Source organism: Brevibacillus sp. FW301-21C12A (assembly GCF_058788915.1).
Map to the genome: position 1 here is coordinate 1 of NZ_JBYTBG010000046.1, position 14935 is coordinate 14935.

At 49.7% G+C, this 14935-nt stretch carries 16 protein-coding genes and 1 pseudogene; 2 read left to right on the plus strand and 15 right to left on the minus strand.

The window, feature by feature from the left end; all coding sequences use genetic code 11:
- Positions 1 to 108: 108 nt before the first annotated feature.
- Together AC3WQH_RS21310 and AC3WQH_RS21315 are read left to right on the plus strand one after the other, a co-directional pair.
- Positions 109 to 675: pseudogene (locus AC3WQH_RS21310) on the plus strand (recombinase family protein); the annotation flags it as partial.
- 124 nt (positions 676 to 799) lie between these two features.
- On the plus strand, positions 800 to 2020 hold the full coding sequence (locus tag AC3WQH_RS21315) for an IS110 family RNA-guided transposase (RefSeq protein WP_483072926.1): 1221 nt from the start codon (positions 800 to 802) through the stop codon (positions 2018 to 2020).
- A gap of 37 nt (positions 2021 to 2057) precedes the next feature.
- On the opposite strand, the gene AC3WQH_RS21320 is transcribed toward AC3WQH_RS21315, so the two are convergent.
- The 15 genes from AC3WQH_RS21320 to AC3WQH_RS21390 all read right to left on the minus strand — a co-directional run bounded on the left by AC3WQH_RS21320 (position 2058) and on the right by AC3WQH_RS21390 (position 14811).
- The gene (locus AC3WQH_RS21320) at positions 2058 to 2258 is read right to left on the minus strand and encodes a hypothetical protein (RefSeq protein WP_483072927.1); all 201 of its coding nucleotides are present in this window, start codon (positions 2256 to 2258) and stop codon (positions 2058 to 2060) included.
- Between the two features lie 76 nt (positions 2259 to 2334).
- A complete protein-coding gene (locus AC3WQH_RS21325; RefSeq protein ID WP_483072928.1) occupies positions 2335 to 3705 on the minus strand; it encodes a flagellin N-terminal helical domain-containing protein in 1371 nt (456 codons plus the stop codon).
- A gap of 230 nt (positions 3706 to 3935) precedes the next feature.
- Positions 3936 to 4826, minus strand: a complete 891-nt coding sequence (locus AC3WQH_RS21330; RefSeq protein WP_492332239.1) for a hypothetical protein — start codon at positions 4824 to 4826, stop codon at positions 3936 to 3938.
- Positions 4826 to 5617 carry an ImmA/IrrE family metallo-endopeptidase gene (locus AC3WQH_RS21335; protein WP_238500650.1) on the minus strand — a complete coding sequence of 264 codons (792 nt, stop codon included), beginning with the start codon at positions 5615 to 5617 and terminating at the stop codon, positions 4826 to 4828. Before AC3WQH_RS21335 ends, AC3WQH_RS21330 begins: the two co-directional genes overlap by 1 nt.
- A 20-nt stretch (positions 5618 to 5637) precedes the next feature.
- Complete coding sequence (locus AC3WQH_RS21340; RefSeq protein ID WP_005829806.1) at positions 5638 to 6024, minus strand: hypothetical protein; 387 nt, start codon at positions 6022 to 6024, stop codon at positions 5638 to 5640.
- Positions 6025 to 6204: 180 nt separating this feature from the next.
- On the minus strand, positions 6205 to 6444 hold the full coding sequence (gene csrA / locus AC3WQH_RS21345) for a carbon storage regulator CsrA (RefSeq protein ID WP_238500652.1): 240 nt from the start codon (positions 6442 to 6444) through the stop codon (positions 6205 to 6207).
- 7 nt (positions 6445 to 6451) lie between these two features.
- Positions 6452 to 6871, minus strand: a complete 420-nt coding sequence (fliW, locus tag AC3WQH_RS21350; RefSeq protein WP_197187450.1) for a flagellar assembly protein FliW — start codon at positions 6869 to 6871, stop codon at positions 6452 to 6454.
- Between the two features lie 16 nt (positions 6872 to 6887).
- Positions 6888 to 7469: a DUF6470 family protein gene (locus AC3WQH_RS21355; protein WP_197187449.1), complete on the minus strand. Its 582-nt coding sequence runs from the start codon at positions 7467 to 7469 to the stop codon at positions 6888 to 6890.
- 23 nt (positions 7470 to 7492) lie between these two features.
- A complete protein-coding gene (flgL, locus tag AC3WQH_RS21360) occupies positions 7493 to 8386 on the minus strand; it encodes a flagellar hook-associated protein FlgL (protein WP_025844218.1) in 894 nt (297 codons plus the stop codon).
- Positions 8387 to 8423: 37 nt separating this feature from the next.
- Complete coding sequence (gene flgK / locus AC3WQH_RS21365) at positions 8424 to 9959, minus strand: flagellar hook-associated protein FlgK (protein WP_005829797.1); 1536 nt, start codon at positions 9957 to 9959, stop codon at positions 8424 to 8426.
- 12 nt (positions 9960 to 9971) lie between these two features.
- Complete coding sequence (locus tag AC3WQH_RS21370) at positions 9972 to 10463, minus strand: flagellar protein FlgN (RefSeq protein WP_026557540.1); 492 nt, start codon at positions 10461 to 10463, stop codon at positions 9972 to 9974.
- Positions 10464 to 10500: 37 nt separating this feature from the next.
- Entirely contained in the window at positions 10501 to 10776 is a 276-nt protein-coding gene (gene flgM / locus AC3WQH_RS21375; protein ID WP_005829793.1) for a flagellar biosynthesis anti-sigma factor FlgM, read from the minus strand.
- A 132-nt stretch (positions 10777 to 10908) separates the two neighbouring features.
- On the minus strand, positions 10909 to 11340 hold the full coding sequence (locus AC3WQH_RS21380) for a TIGR03826 family flagellar region protein (protein WP_025844210.1): 432 nt from the start codon (positions 11338 to 11340) through the stop codon (positions 10909 to 10911).
- An 85-nt stretch (positions 11341 to 11425) separates the two neighbouring features.
- Complete coding sequence (locus AC3WQH_RS21385) at positions 11426 to 12634, minus strand: hypothetical protein (RefSeq protein ID WP_492332240.1); 1209 nt, start codon at positions 12632 to 12634, stop codon at positions 11426 to 11428.
- Entirely contained in the window at positions 12631 to 14811 is a 2181-nt protein-coding gene (locus tag AC3WQH_RS21390) for a helicase-related protein (RefSeq protein ID WP_492332241.1), read from the minus strand. The genes AC3WQH_RS21385 and AC3WQH_RS21390 overlap by 4 nt, the downstream gene beginning before the upstream one ends.
- Between the last annotated feature and the right edge of the window lie 124 nt (positions 14812 to 14935).

A 14935-nucleotide genomic window follows, 5' to 3' on the forward strand; every position in this document is an offset into this window, starting at 1 on the left:
CGTTGCATAAAAATATCCCCCTCTGTTCTTCTGATATCAGCTTAACAAGATAAGGGGGTATGACTCAAATCCAATTTCGGGGCTTAAAAGCTAGCCACCCTCTCTACTACTCAATCCATTGATTATGTTGTTGTCCTCAATACAAGCCGTTTATGGCGGTCTGACATTGTGAAAGTTCTCATTCACAGGGAGTTCAAGAAACATAGCGTTGACATTCGTAGCATCGAACAGCCCACCTACAGTATCCATAAGAAAGACCCTAGCGACTTTCTTATTAATGGTCTCATGGAACTACTAGACCAGTACCAGAGACTTGAAATAACAATGAAACTAGCAAGAGGTAGACGGAAGAAAGCCCAACAGGGCGGCTATTCAGGGGGAAAAGCTGCATTTGGGTATCAGGTAGAGAAAGGAAGTAAAGTACTCTCCATCTCTCCTACTACGGCTAGAACCGTCCAGAAAGTGTTTGAATTACGTAACCAATATCCAACTTGGTCACTTCAACAAATCGCTTCACAACTCAATTTGGAGGGCTATAAGACCGCACAGAACAAGGATTTTACTAAAGTTCAGGTCAAGCGGATTTTAGATCGTGAAGCCTTCTACAAAGGTATTTACCAGTACGGAGATGTTACCTGTCCACAGGGTCAGCATCCTGCCATTATCAGCAACTAGTTTAACGAGATAAGGTAAACGTAGACTAACGTATCATTGCGAGCCTGCTTTTCGGTGGGGCTAACGCTAAAACTGACGCTGTCCGTTTCCTTATCTCCTACATAACATCATAGGGGGAATCTACATGGCTTCAATCGATAGAACGAAATACCTGTTTGTCGGTGTTGATTTGCATAAGAAAACACATGTTGCTGTACTATGCAATTGTTTTGGTGACGTAATCAAACAGTTTAAGGTTACAAATGCACCCTCTTATTTCCCTGCTTTCCTTGAAAACGTAAAGAAACATGCCGATGGAAAAGACGTAATTTTCGGACTAGAGGACGCAAACTTTTACGGTCGTTCCCTAGCCAAGTTTCTGATTCAACAAGGTTGTCTCGTTAAGGAAGTCAACTCTTCCTACACAAAGAAGAAGCGGAACAGAGGGACGAACCGTAATAAGACGGATGAACTTGACGCAAAAGCTATCTGCATGAACCTTATCATGGAGTATGACGCTCATCCTATCGCCAACCCTCAGGACATTTACCTTGCGATAAAGCAAACCCTAAGCACAAGAAACAACTTCGTCCAAATGGCGGCAAACATGAAAATCAGTCTTCATAACTTACTGGTACATCACTACCCGAACTATACGGAGTTCTTCAAAGACTTAGAAAGTAAGACCGCAAGAGGATTCTTCCATACCTTCCCTTCTTGTGAAATGGTGGGGAATATCTCGGCAGAAGAACTAACGAAAATCCTTCAAAAGTTTAACAAATCTGTACCAAAGAACAAGGCTCAGGAAATCCTGGACGCTATTGCCGCCAATGGGTGGGCGGATAACGGATACCAAGAAGAACGTAACCAATCCATCCGCTCCTATATTGATTCCATTAACCATATGGAAAAGGAAATTGCTTCACTGGAAGAACAACTCGACAAGTTAATTAACAAGACAGGATACCCATTGAAAACAATTCAAGGAGTAGACACTGTCCTAGCCGCTACTTTTATCGCCAATATTGGTGACATTAACCGCTTCAAGCATAACTCTCAGATTGCCAAGCTAGCAGGTATTGCACCCATTGAACATAGTTCTGGTGAATCGCAGAACCGTTACACGAACAAGCTAGGTAACCGTGAACTGAACACAGCCTTCTACTCCCTAGCATTGACACAAATCCGACAGGGTATTAACCCTCTCATGTATGAATACTACCAGAAGAAAATCAAGGAAGGGCGGAAGAAGAAACAAGCAATGGTCTACGTTGCCAGAAGACTTGTGAGTATTGTATACAGCATCATGAAGACCAAACAACCGTATAGGCAACCCAAACCCAAGTTAGTTGAAATTGCAAGTTAAAAGACCGTGAGTCAATCTATCACGGTCTAACTTTTGGTTAGCTATTCATTAATATCTCCATTTTTGTCGCATTTTCACACTTTTGTTTAGCTTCCTCTACTGTTTGGCCTGCACCAGTGACATCTAAGGACGAAACTACGATATATGGAAAGTCAGTATTTGATGAACTTCGTTTAACAGTAAATGTCACTAATCGCCCTACTATCTCCTTCTCATATACATCAATGACCTCTTCCAATTAAAACCCTCCTACTATTTCCATCTAGGTAAAGAAAGACCGAAGGGGATTAACCCAACGGTCTGTCTGATTAATATTAACGAAGCAATTGAAGAACGCCTTGTGGTTGTTGATTAGCTTGAGCAAGCATAGCTTGGGCGGCTTGAGCAAGAATGTTGTTCTTCGTTTGTTCCATCATTTCTTTTGCCATATCTACGTCACGTATACGAGATTCAGCAGCAGTCAGGTTTTCAGAAGATGTGTTCAGGTTGTTGATAGTGTGCTCCAAACGGTTTTGGTAAGCACCAAGTTTAGAACGCTCAGCAGAAACTGCATCAATAGCTGTTTGAATGGTCGTGATAGCAGTTGTTGCAGAGGATGCAGAGGTAACATCAATAGCGTTAACACCTAATGATCTTGCACCCATATCTTCAATAGTCATGCTAAAACTTTGACCCTCGTTAGCACCGATCTGCATGCTCAACGAACTCTTTGTAACAGATACGTTGACTGCACCGGTCGCGTTTGCTTGAAGTACCATCCCCTTCAGAGCACCACTTGTAATGGTCAATTTTCTACCATCTGTAGAATCAGCTGCAACAGTTACAGCAGTACCACCAACCGTGTTAATAGATGCGTTTACACCTGCAGTATAAGTTTCCGTGCCAAACAAGGCAGTTTCAGCATTGCCGGTAACGGTCATTGCATGGTTACCATATCTTTGGTCTGTAAGAATAATACCGCCGCCACCATCTGATGAAGCAACTACGTTTGTTTGAGAAGTAAATTGGTTAATTTGGTTAATGAATGATGTATCATTTGTTACACCCGCGTTAAACTTAATCGTTACGCCATTTAGAACCAATGTATCGTTTGTGTTATCAACCGTTACTGGTGTACCGGCCAGGTCTACTGCTGCATTACTCGCATAAGTAGTTTGAGTTGCTGCAGTATTTACGTTGACAGCATAAGTTCCAGCGGTGATAGTGTCTGCTTTAGAAGAAACTACAGCTAAGTTTGTGCTGTTTGCAGATGAAGCCGTAGTTCCATAAGCACCTTTCATCAATACTTTAGTGTTGAACTGAGTTGTATCAGCGATTCTGTCAATCTCAGAGGTTAACTGGTTAATTTCTTTTTGAAGTTCACCACGGTCAGCAGAGGTGTTAGTGTCGTTTGTTGCTTGAACCGCCAATTCACGCATACGTTGCAGAATGCTGTGAGTTTCATTCAATGCACCTTCTGCAGTTTGAATCAAAGAGATACCATCTTGTGCATTCTTGGACGCCATATCCAACCCGCGGATTTGTCCACGCATTTTTTCGGAAATTGCAAGACCTGCGGCGTCGTCGCCTGCACGGTTGATGCGAAGACCGGAAGACAATTTCTCGATGGATTTGCTCGTGTTAGCAGAGTTAGTGCTCAACTGACGATACGTGTTCAAAGATGCGATATTGTGGTTAATACGCATGAATATTTTCCTCCTTGAGTGTGCCCTCCACGTCCCTGCGGAAGGTTTGGGTAATGTTTCGGAAAAGCCGAACCCAATCGCGCGCTTAGGCCGTTTTTCCCCTACATTTTTATTATCGGTGGGAGATTCATCCTTGTTTAGTGTTTTTTCTACTTTTTTTGCAAAAAACTGTGCGACGATTTTGCCAATGAAGATCCAACAAAAAAGAGCCATTCTCGCCTGGCTCCTCCTCAAAATGTGATCTGTATTCGTTTTTGAGCCAAAAGCTCCGCAAAGCGTTCGTGCGAAAGCTCGTCGTTTTCCGCCAAGCCGTCTATGGAATAGAGAACATTTTTTTCGGAAGGTCGACAACGCCTGAGCAGCTCCATCGTTTCCTGCTGCGTACATTCCACCTCGTATACCGCCTTTTGCAACAAGCGGTCAAACGACATAAGCTGGAACATCTCCCGAAATTCGTCTATTCCCCCAGCACCTATCCACTCTCGCAGCTTCTCGTTCTTTTGATAGGCTTTATAGGGTGTGTAAATCCCCTTTCTATCGTCGCTGCATACAAAAATCGGACCGAAATACTCGCCTATCAAAAGGAGCGCCATCAAATTGACGATTCTCTCGCCGCCATCCCGACCGGTCGCCTGCATGCAGGCACTGAGCTTGCCCACATCTTCTTTGGCGTGCAGAGCCAAGCTTTGGATCTCAGCCTGGATCACCGGATTGGTCGGCACGGATTCGATAGCTATCCTGCGGATTTTGTGCAGGGCTGCAGCAACTGTCGTCGATTCGCAGACGATCTCGCAGATTCCGGTCAAAGCAGTCACATAGATTGTTTTGTGTCGAGACAATTCCCGAAAAAAATCGTAGTATAGCTCCTCGACTCTTTCTTTGCCCGGCAGGTTTTTTCCGGCTTCCAGCAACACTTCCTCAGGTATCAGGATGATCGCAGATTCACTCATCCCTTGGAGCAATCTCGGCAGATCGGGAATGCTTTTTTTCAGGGAGGTCATGAACTGGTTATCCAGTATATAGCAAGCTTTTTCTTGCGTTAATGATCCGTATAGCTTTTTCGTATCCAGATTCAGGAATGGGCGAATCGATTCCCATTTTGGATCACTGGCGGCAGACATCAGATACCCTCCCTGCATACCTCTTTCCATTTCTTGATCTTTTTTAGGTGGCTCGCGAACTGGGCCTGGATGGCACGCAGGTCATCGTCATGAAGGCCTTCCTTTGCAGCGTCCAACAATTGTTCAAAACTGTCAATCAGTATCGTCCTCGTAGGCTCTAACAAGGATGAACTCACATCATCCGGAAGAAAGTCTCGATAAGAAAAATCAACAACTTCCTTTGCTTGTTCGATTGAAATCAGCTGCTCCTGAGCCAGTTTGACAACGAGTGCCTTGTAAGGAACTTCAAACGTCGGGATCAATCGAATAATTTGCAAGGCAAGTGATTCGTTTGCAAATGCTTTTTGATTATAGGCAAACTTCCTTTGCAGAATATGATTGTCGATTAAAAATTCAGAGGCAAACAAATGAGGAAGTCGCTCATCTGGATCAAGTATTCCATCCGTGAACATATAGTGGTGGTTTCGATCACGCAGTTTATCACGGTCAAACAGAAAATGGTAATATTCATGAGCCCACATAAAGTTCTCATATACTTTAGGCTGACCTGTATTGATATGAATATAAAATCTGCCGTTCAAATAATAGACCAGTCCGCCATAGCTGTCATGAGGAACAGGAAATTCAATGACATTCGCTTCTTCTCTTAAAACGGTCTTTACGTACTCTAATGGCTTTTGGGCCAGCAACGGGTCCGGGTTCATGCGAATCGCCATTAGTTTTTCACGAATTTCCGGCAGCAAGCTTTCGTTCAGCTTTAACAAGCTTTCCAAGTTTTTTTGAGTAATCACGGTGGCAACCTCCGTGCCTATTAGTTACGATTCCCTGTCTCTTCGTTTATGGAGTGAAGAACATCGAGCATATTTATCAAATCGGCCAAGACTTCCATTGACTCTGCAAAATCTCTGGTTTGTTCTCCATGAAATGACATAGCAACAGATTTCGTAAAGCTGTAGCGATCTTCGATTTCTTGCGGCGGGGTTGGCTCTTTAAAATGCGAGTAGAAAAATAAAGGGTCTTTAATCCGAAAAAGATCACTGATTTTCTCAATGTGTTTGTCTACATTGCCTTCCCCTCGCAATAAATCGTAAAAGGCTTTTTTACTGATGCCCGTTCGCTCCATTACCCAGCTATGCTTGACTCCTTTCGCATCCAAATACTTTTTGATGTTGGTTCCAGCAATTTCCTTCGCATTCAAGGTAATAACACCTCCCTATACTGTTATTATATGCAAGGATTCTAGAAAAAACCAATGTAAGTATCTGATTTGGATACAAAAATCAATAATCACAACGGCCAACAACATATTTACCAGGCCTTTCTTTTGTTTTCGCATCCAAATAAAATACCGAATACCTGCACAAAAAAATCTGACACGCTATAGCGCATCAGATTTGGCTCCAAACATTTTCGTCAGGCTCGACAGATCGATCTTCGTCTGCGAAGCCAGACGGTTTTCTTCTTTAATCGCCAGATAGATTTCCTGGCGATAGACGTCTATTTCCCTCGGCGCCTCGATGCCGATTTTCACCACGTCGCCCTCGACCTCAATGATCTTGATTTCAATCTGGTCGCCGATCATCACCGACTCGTTCTTTTTTCTCGACAAGACAAGCATAGTTCACCTACTCACTGGCCGCTTTAGGCCGCTGAAAGAGCGGCTGGCGGATATCGTAGTTTTCGTCATTCAATATCACTTGCTTGGCCAAAGCCTTTTCCTCGTTGATGATGATCGGCGCCTTCAAATTGACGGTGACATCGCCTTCATTGCGGACAGTGATGACGGTGCGGACGGACAGTGGCGTTCCTTCCTCGATTTGCAGTTGTTTTTTCACGGCTTCAGCCAAAGTAAACTCATACTGAGGAAAAAACGGAAACGGGTCTATCATCCAGAAGCCTACCTGCTCGTCTTCCAACGATTTCAAGCTATAGAACGGCTGTCCCGCTTCTTCCTGCGTCATTTGAAAGCGCGAAAGCTGCGGAAACCCGGGAACTCCATCCGGAAAAGACAGCTCCATGCTCTGTATCGCCTGGGATTGTGTCATGATCTTCTCTCCTGCCTCACATCTTTTGATCTACATACAATCCTACCACATCAAACTCGACACGATTCCATTGTCTCATGTAGCCTTCCACTTTTCCCGGCGTATAATTGTGAACAGGCCGATGGATAACCGGGTCCATTTTCTTGCCGCGCACCTGTACGTTGATCTGGGCCGGCTGGAGATCGTACCTGATCTCAATACCGTCTCCGATAATCGAGCCTTCCGCAATGATCTCCCTGCTCTGATAAATAATGCTTTCTTCAAAGGAAATATCGACGATCGGGTTTGCCCCTTTGTTCTCGATGGCAGCTAAACGGTCGCCTTCCATACTGATCTGGGCAATCGCCTCCAGCACTTTCTGGCGTCCGTAGTCTGCATTGTTTCTCGTTCGCTGTGCCGAGCTGCGCAGGTCCAGGTTCTCCCTCGCCTCACTGGAATCAATGAATAGCTGTCCTTTCGCCTGCTTGATATCCAAAACAGCAGGCTCCTGGCGCAAATTCAGTTCGGCCTGCGGCTGGCGAATTTCCTGAACGGGCTTTGTAATGTTCAATCCTAGTTGCGCGTAAGTTTGGCGAATCTGGATTTGCGGGAGTCTCATTTTTGGTCGTCTCCCCTATTGGATTAGCGCAGGAAATCGAGCAAGGTTGGCTGAATGATTCGCGAGCCTGCCCCCAACGCCGCGCGGTGGACGTTTTCCTGCATCTTCAGGTTGGTAATGACCTGCGCCACATCGGCATCTTCGTTTTGCGACATGAGCGAGGTCACGCTAATTTCTTCATTTTCCAATCTGCCTTTTATCAGTTCGATCCGGTTGGTCCGCGCACCAAGCGTGGCTCGCTCCGCAAGCAGCTTGTCGATTTGTTGGTCAATGTTTCCAAGCTCTGTGTTAACAGGCTTGCCGTCGTTCAAATCAGCTACAATCTTTTTCAAGAGATCAAAGACGTTATTGCCGTCTGCCCCTTTGAAATCAAACACATCGGCTCCGATGACATTAATGGGCAAATGGATTCCTTTGTTTACCTCCAGCAGAATTTCATTTCTGTTTGTAAACGTTAAAGTATCACTGGCCTTGTCATATGGTGGGGTTAGCGTATCCGTTCCTGCAAAAATGTAACGTCCCCCCACCGTCTGGTTGACAATGTTACCTAAATGATCTCGAATTTCTGCGATTTCTTTTCCCATCGCTTGCAAGGAATCTGCCCCAAGCCCACCGTTGCCTGATGCTACGGCCAACTCACGCACGCGCTGCAAAATCGTCCCGGCCTCTTCCAACGACTTGTCAGACAACTCCATCCAAGACTGCGCTTCGTTCACGTTGCGCTGGAACTGCTCATTCTCAATCAAGGAAGAGCGGTAAAACATCGCCCGGCTCGCCGCCACCGGATCATCAGAAGGGCGGGAAAATTTCATTCCGGAAGAGAGCTGTTCCTGGAGCTTGTCCATTCTGCCCATGGAGTTGGACAAGTTTCTCATCATATTATTGTTTAACATGGTCTGGGTTACTCGAACGGCCATGAAAATGCTCCTTTCAGATGTTCACGCGCAGGCTAGACTAGAGGCCCACACGTCCCATCCCGTTAATCACTTTGTCCAAAATCTCATCCATGCTGGTCATGACCCTGGCAGAAGCGTTGTAAGCATGCTGGTATTTCACCATTTCGGACATTTCTTCGTCGATAGAGACGCCCGAAACGGATTGGCGGTTCGTATCGACTTGCCCGACCAGAAGTTCCGAGTTCTTTTCCATACGAGTCGCTTCCTGGCTGTCTACCCCAAGCTGGGCAATCGTGTAACGATAAAAGTCGTCCAAGGTCGTGGACTCGATTTGTCCGGATGAGCCTGTCAACAGTTGCAACGGCTTGAACTTGATGCTGGCGATTGCGAGCGCATTGCGTCCGTCGCCGTAAAAGGAAGTTCCCGATCCCGTATTTGGGTCTTCTACCTGCGCCGCCGCGATAGAATTCAGGCTGGCCAAAATTTTCGGGTTGACCTGTATATTCGCTGCAGTAAGCGGCAAGGCGTCATTCTTTTTCACAAAAAAGTCCAGCTTCTCCAAATCTGCCGTCGGGTTAGTCTTTCTGTTTTCAATGTCAGTCAAGTTCATTCCCGTGGAATGCAACTTGTTTACTTCTGTCGCGATATTTTCTGCAAGCAGGTTCAGCTTTCGGATCATGTCAGGCACCGGGCCTTGCATGGTTGGCTGGCCATTCGCATCCGTACCAGGGATGCCGCGCGCCTCAAACGTTCCGAGCAAACCGCCCGACTGCGGTATAAACGGTGCTCCGCCCAGCGTAATATTATTGAAACCGGTCGTGGCATCCTTCTCCACCGCCATCGTCACCGCTGTCCGGCCGTTCACCAGTTCCTGCCCGTCAATCGTTACCTGAATCATGCCGCTGTTCAGATTGGTCACCTTGACATCGGTCAGCTTCGCCAGCTTGTCCAGCAGCACATCGCGCTGGTCGTACAAATCATTTGGCTGATAGCCGTGCGGCACCACATCCCCGATCTGTCTGTTCAGGTTCGCCAGTTGCTGCGCAATGGAGTTGATGTCAATGACCTTGGTCGCCACGACATTGTCCAAATCACGCTGCAATTCGGTCAGTGATGTATTCAGGGCGGCAAACGTCTCTGTCACGGCAATGGCCCGTTGACGAACGACTGCACGAGCGGACAGGCTTTCAGGATTTTGCGACAGGTCTTGCCACGATTTCCACAGCTCATCCATCACTTTTTGCATCCCGGTATCGGAAGGCTCGTTCATAATGCCCTCGACCTTTTGCAAAACGTCTCTTTTCGCTTCCCAATATCCGTAGTGCTTGTTCTCCGTGCGCAGTTGCACATCGAGAAATTCTTCGCGAATCCGCTGCAAGCTGACAACGTTGACACCTGTTCCGAGCAAGCCCGGCTCTGTGCTGTTGCTGAGTCCCGGATACGGAATGCCCGGGGTCGCCTGCATGTTCGCCCGCTGCCGCGTGTACCCTTCCGTATTCGCGTTCGCGATGTTGTGTCCGGTCGTATTCAAGGCGGACTGCTGGGCGAACAGGCCGCGTTTGCTTACTTCGATTCCATGAAAAGTCGAGCGCATGTCAGCACCTCTTTACGCTTTTTTGTTGAAAAATGTTCGGCTCGCCTGGCGGTATGTGTCCGTGCTCGGGTGGCCGTAGATGAAGTCGTCCTCCGGCGTGTCCGTAATCAGGTCGAGCGTCATGTTTACAAAAGAAAGGGATTGCTCCAGCAACTGCTGATTCAGCTCGTTTGCCTCACGCAGTTCGGTGACAATCCGCACAAGCTCGTCGCGATAGGACGCAAGCCGCGTCTTCTCTTCCGCACTGGTCGTCAACTTGATCAATTCAGCCAGTGTGCCTTCCTGGAGCGCCAGGCCTTTTTGGACGGTCAATTCCTGTACCAGACTTTGGCGGGCTGCTTCTGCTGCTGTGACGCCCTTGATTAGCTTTTGTTCCTGGCGGGTAATCGCCACCAGCTCATCCACATTTCCTTTCACCAGCACATCTTTTTTCTGTGTGGCCAAGGTGTACAAGGCTTTGTGCAACTGGATCAAGTTGTCGAGCAGATCGTAGAGTCTATCCATGTTCGCGTTTCTCCTCGTCTTCCCCTAGAGAACTGGTTTATCGCTTTTTCCAAAAAGACAGTAGTTTATCGGCAATCCGCTCGCTTGGGACGCGATACGTGCCTTCCTCGACTTGCTTTTTCAACTGCTCCACTTTTTCGCGGCGCTGTGGCGCGTTCGCGTCTTCGATCTGGCGCTGCATTTCCAGCGCTTCCGTGGAAATGTTGACCTCATCCTTGCCCATCGGGATTTTTCCGCTTTTGCTTACCTGGTTGTTGGCCGTCTTGTTGTAAGCATTAATCATCCCGACACGGTTTGGTTCATTAATCCGCATCTGATTACCATCCTCTCAAACCACCGGACATTTTCGCGGGAACGGGTCCCCTAATAAAAAGAAAAACCGATGATACCTCTTAGTAGTATCATCGGCAATTTCCTGTTTGACGATTAGTTTTTTTGCGCAAAACTATTCGTCACGATTCTGCTTTCTTCGATAGACGGCCGCTTCCGCCTGACGTGCCCGCGCCTCCTGCTCCAAGCGCTGATCCACTTCAAGCTGCTGCGATATCTCGTGCTTCAAGCCCTTCATGCAGGCGTCACACATGTTGCCAGTGCGGATTAAAATCCCGCAAATCTCGCATGGGTAACCAAGGTTCGGGTTACCATCTACAGAAATTCGCCCTTCCTTGATAAACCTCGTAATTTGCTTCACGCTCACCCCTGTGGCTTCGCTCACCTGGTGAATATTGGCTCCGCGATTTTCGCGCTTGCGCAAAAACCGGGCGCATTTTTCATATTCCTGCTCCACCTCTTGATAGCATTTGGGGCAAATGTCACGAACTGTTTGTACAAATAAAGCATCACACCGCGAGCAGTTTGCCAGCTTGCCCAGAGACATAAAAACAACCCCTTCAACATCCAGAAAGTTCATTCAGTTCCCGACTGCTGTATACTTCCATGATATCGTAATTTTTCCAAACTGGCTATCTGTATATTGTCAAGGAATAAATTTCACAAACTGTCCCCAAATGTGCTCGCAATGTTCTTGCGCAGGAGCGGAGAGTCGATCCGGTTGTGTAAATATCGTCGATGAGAAGGATTTTCGGGGGAGTGGCGGGTAGGGGGATGCGGTTATTTGGGGGCGGAGCGGTATTGGGTTGTGTAGCTCTGTCGTGGCTGTTCGGGTTCGGATTGAAATTGGCATAGGCTGCTCTGTCGCCGCTATTCGAGTTCGGGGCGGTATTGGCGTACGTCGCTCTGTCGTGGCTGTCCAGGATCGGGGCGGCATTGGCGTACGTCGCTCTGTCGTGGCTGTCCAGGTTCGCAGCGAAATTGGCGTGCGCAGCTCTGTTGCGGTTGTCCAGTTTCGGAACGGGATTGGCTTGCGAATCTCTCTCGCCACTTTTGGCTACATGAGAGGTATGCGAGATGGAAGAACGCAGGCTGAACCAATTGCCAAACAAGAAATGAATCCCGGCTGCAAGTATGCTGGTCAGATTCCTATGATCGGCGCCCCGGCTATCAGAACGGCCACGGGCAAACCCAGGAAGCACCGCCCCCTCATTCCACGCAAAAGCCTCTCGCATGCTTTCCTGCCGGGATGCGCGTCCCCCCTGCTTGCTCAGCTTCTCCGTCTCTTTTATGCGTGTGAGCAGGGGCCTCACCGGAATCCCGGTTGCACTCCCCAAATAGGCTGCCAGCAAGTCCACCTGGTTGAATCCGCGCTCCTGCAGCCGCCTGGCATGAAGCGGGACAGTGGTGATGCAGGCAAAACGGGACGGAGTGTAAAAGCGAAAGGCCGCGATTGCCAAAAGCGTTCCGTAATAGCCAGCCAGGCGCTCATCACCGCGGTATTTGAACATGCTGAGCAGACTTTTGCCGTCTTGCTCGTACCGGAGCAGGCTGCGATTTTCCTTCAGGGGCTCGTCCACTTCCCTGACACAGTCGCGACAGCGGCCCTCGCTGCTGTACGGCTCCGCTCGCATGTCCCGCCCGCACTGTCGGCAAAACTGCTCCCCGATGAACGGCAACGCTTCAATACAGCTCGCGCAGGCCGGGAGGTCGTGCAGCAAGCGATAGATCGCCGGATAGCTGACGGGACGGGATAGCCAGCTTGCACGCGCGCGGACAACGCCTTCTCTTTTGGGCGTATTTACACGCCCGCCGCAACTGACACATGTACTCCCCCTCATGAGTGCCCCCTTCTTTTTGCAAGCCTGCTCGCCAGTTGATTCATCCGCGTAATTTGCCTGACCGCCAGCTTGGGTGCCAGAGCGCGTTCTGTCTGCAAAAACAACACGGCGCCTGCCGGATCGTCGAACGCTCGGCCCACGCGGCCAGCAATCTGCACCAGAGAAGCTTCGTCAAAGACAGGGGCCTCCGCGCCGACGACAACGACATCGCTCTGTGGAATCGTTACCCCCCGCTCCAAAATCGTCGTCGTCACCATGAGGGTGTAGCGCTTTTGCCGAAAGCCGAGCACCTTTTCCTCGCGCATCAGGTCCGCAGCATGGACACCTGCCATCTGCTCGGCACGAGACGGCAGCCACTTTTGCAAATAGGCGAGCACTACCTCCACGTCATCTATGCGCGGAACGAAGACAAAAACTTGCCGTCCTGCCTCCAGCGAACGCTGCACCGCATCTGTCAATGCAGGCACTGCTCGATTCGCCCGAACGCGCTTGTGCAGTCCGCGGACCGTTAGAACCTCGGGAACGGGCAGGGGAAAGCCGTGATAGCGACCCGGCAAAAGGACGTGGGTGGCAGAAAAAAGCGGGTTGGCCGCCGTGCCATGCCGAGTTGAACGATCGTTTGAAACGAGTCGTTTTTGCAAATAGCGGGGTGGGGTCGCGCTTAAATAAAGCAGCTTCCCCGCTTGGTGTACAGCTCTGGCCAGCGCCCGGTAGAGGACGGGATTATTGTGGTACGGAAACGCATCGGCCTCGTCGAGTACGACCAACAGAAAGCGGCGATAATAGCGCAAAACCTGATGGGTCGTCGCGATCGTGATGTCGCTCTCCTCCCATTTTTCAGCGCTGGCGCCGTGGACGGCAATCACCCGCGCGTGGGGGAACACCCGTTGAATGCGAGGAGCCAGTTCCAGCACTACGTCTTTGCGCGGGGTAGCAATCAGCACGCGGCCTCCCGCCGCAAGTCCCTCTGCTACGGAAGGAAACAGCAGCTCGGTTTTGCCTGCTCCGCACACGGCCCAAATCAAAAACTCGGAAAGACCGGGGCGCGGATTCGCTACAAAACGCCGAGCGCGCTCAGCAGCTCTCGCCTGATCGTCCGAGTAGCTGCCTGTCCACTCCAGCCGCGAAGGCTCCTGGCCTGTGCCCTTGTTGCTCCCGACAGGCAGAGAACCGCCTGCCGCAAGCAAAATATACGGCGTGCAGCACTTGCTCCTGCCCATCCCGAGGCACGTCGTACAGTATGCGCAGCCTTGCCCGCACGTATGGCAGTAGGTCAGCTCAACCTCGCGCCCCGCGCTTCCGCATCGCTCGCACGTCAGTACAAAGCGACTCTGCCGCCAGTTGCTGCACATGTCCATTCGCACTCCGGGAAGCCACCGCGCTCTGCCAGTCAGCACGTACCTGTGCAATACAGCGGCAAGATCGTCCACTTCCACTCCGCGTTTCTGCAAAAGCGTCTCGACTTCATCCCAGAAAAGAGCGCGGCCATCCAGCAGTTCTCTCAAGGCAATGTCGTTTCTGTCTGCTGGCTTAGCGGGATAGGGTATAGCTTGCAGCCCATTATCCCGAGACAGGAATGGCTGCCTTGCCTCATGAGCCTGAGATGGAGATCGAGAACTTCTCCTGCTGCAATGGACAGACGTATCCGCGAGCCGATGTTGCAAAAACGGAGAGGCAGTTCTTCCAGAAACATCCACCCTCTCGCTCACACAATGAGCAGACTCGCGACTGAAAAGCTGTTCATCCCGCTCGCCCGCTTGCCTCACTTCCACGCTGCACGCTATCGCCTCCCACGCAAACCACGCTTCATGCTGCACGGATTGGCGCGGGTGTGGCTGATGCTCCCGGCTCCTGTGCCCTGCCTGCCTTCTCTCCACTTCCCGCCCGTATAGCGCGCTCGCCTCCCTGACCTTCGCCACAGCCAGCCCCCGCAGCTCCGCGACCAGCGCATCTGTCAGCTTGCTCCGCTCTCCCGCGCGCTTGCGCAACCGTTCGTTTATTTTTTCGCGCAAGGAAAAGGCCAGGGCAAGCGACGACGTCTTGCCGATCACATGCAGCACACAGCCCTCCCTCTCCTGCCAAAAAGCCCGATCGACAGAAAAGCTCGGCGTCACATACGTTTGGACTGGCGCCACTGCTTCTGTGCCGCATTTGATATACAGCAAGTACTCGCGCATTTGCCTCCCCCATTTCCGCTTGTGTTTTCTGCCACCATTGTGCAAAAAGACAAGGCAGGCCGGCAAATTTTTTTGCAGCGAACACAAAAAGGCCGCCGATTTGCTCGACAGCCCTGTACGTTTA

Bases quoted from the DNA above. Each gene is read 5' to 3' on its own strand.
- AC3WQH_RS21370 (WP_026557540.1), bottom strand. From the start codon at position 10,463: ATGGATAGACTCTACGATCTGCTCGACAACTTGATCCAGTTGCACAAA.
- fliW (WP_197187450.1), bottom strand. From the start codon at position 6,871: ATGACACAATCCCAGGCGATACAGAGCATGGAGCTGTCTTTTCCGGAT.
- AC3WQH_RS21355 (WP_197187449.1), bottom strand. From the start codon at position 7,469: ATGAGACTCCCGCAAATCCAGATTCGCCAAACTTACGCGCAACTAGGA.
- csrA (WP_238500652.1), bottom strand. From the start codon at position 6,444: ATGCTTGTCTTGTCGAGAAAAAAGAACGAGTCGGTGATGATCGGCGAC.
- AC3WQH_RS21325 (WP_483072928.1), bottom strand. From the start codon at position 3,705: ATGCGTATTAACCACAATATCGCATCTTTGAACACGTATCGTCAGTTG.
- flgL (WP_025844218.1), bottom strand. From the start codon at position 8,386: ATGGCCGTTCGAGTAACCCAGACCATGTTAAACAATAATATGATGAGA.
- AC3WQH_RS21380 (WP_025844210.1), bottom strand. From the start codon at position 11,340: ATGTCTCTGGGCAAGCTGGCAAACTGCTCGCGGTGTGATGCTTTATTT.
- flgK (WP_005829797.1), bottom strand. From the start codon at position 9,959: ATGCGCTCGACTTTTCATGGAATCGAAGTAAGCAAACGCGGCCTGTTC.
- AC3WQH_RS21315 (WP_483072926.1), top strand. From the start codon at position 800: ATGGCTTCAATCGATAGAACGAAATACCTGTTTGTCGGTGTTGATTTG.
- AC3WQH_RS21330 (WP_492332239.1), bottom strand. From the start codon at position 4,826: ATGTCTGCCGCCAGTGATCCAAAATGGGAATCGATTCGCCCATTCCTG.
- AC3WQH_RS21390 (WP_492332241.1), bottom strand. From the start codon at position 14,811: ATGCGCGAGTACTTGCTGTATATCAAATGCGGCACAGAAGCAGTGGCG.
- AC3WQH_RS21385 (WP_492332240.1), bottom strand. From the start codon at position 12,634: ATGAGGGGGAGTACATGTGTCAGTTGCGGCGGGCGTGTAAATACGCCC.
- flgM (WP_005829793.1), bottom strand. From the start codon at position 10,776: ATGCGGATTAATGAACCAAACCGTGTCGGGATGATTAATGCTTACAAC.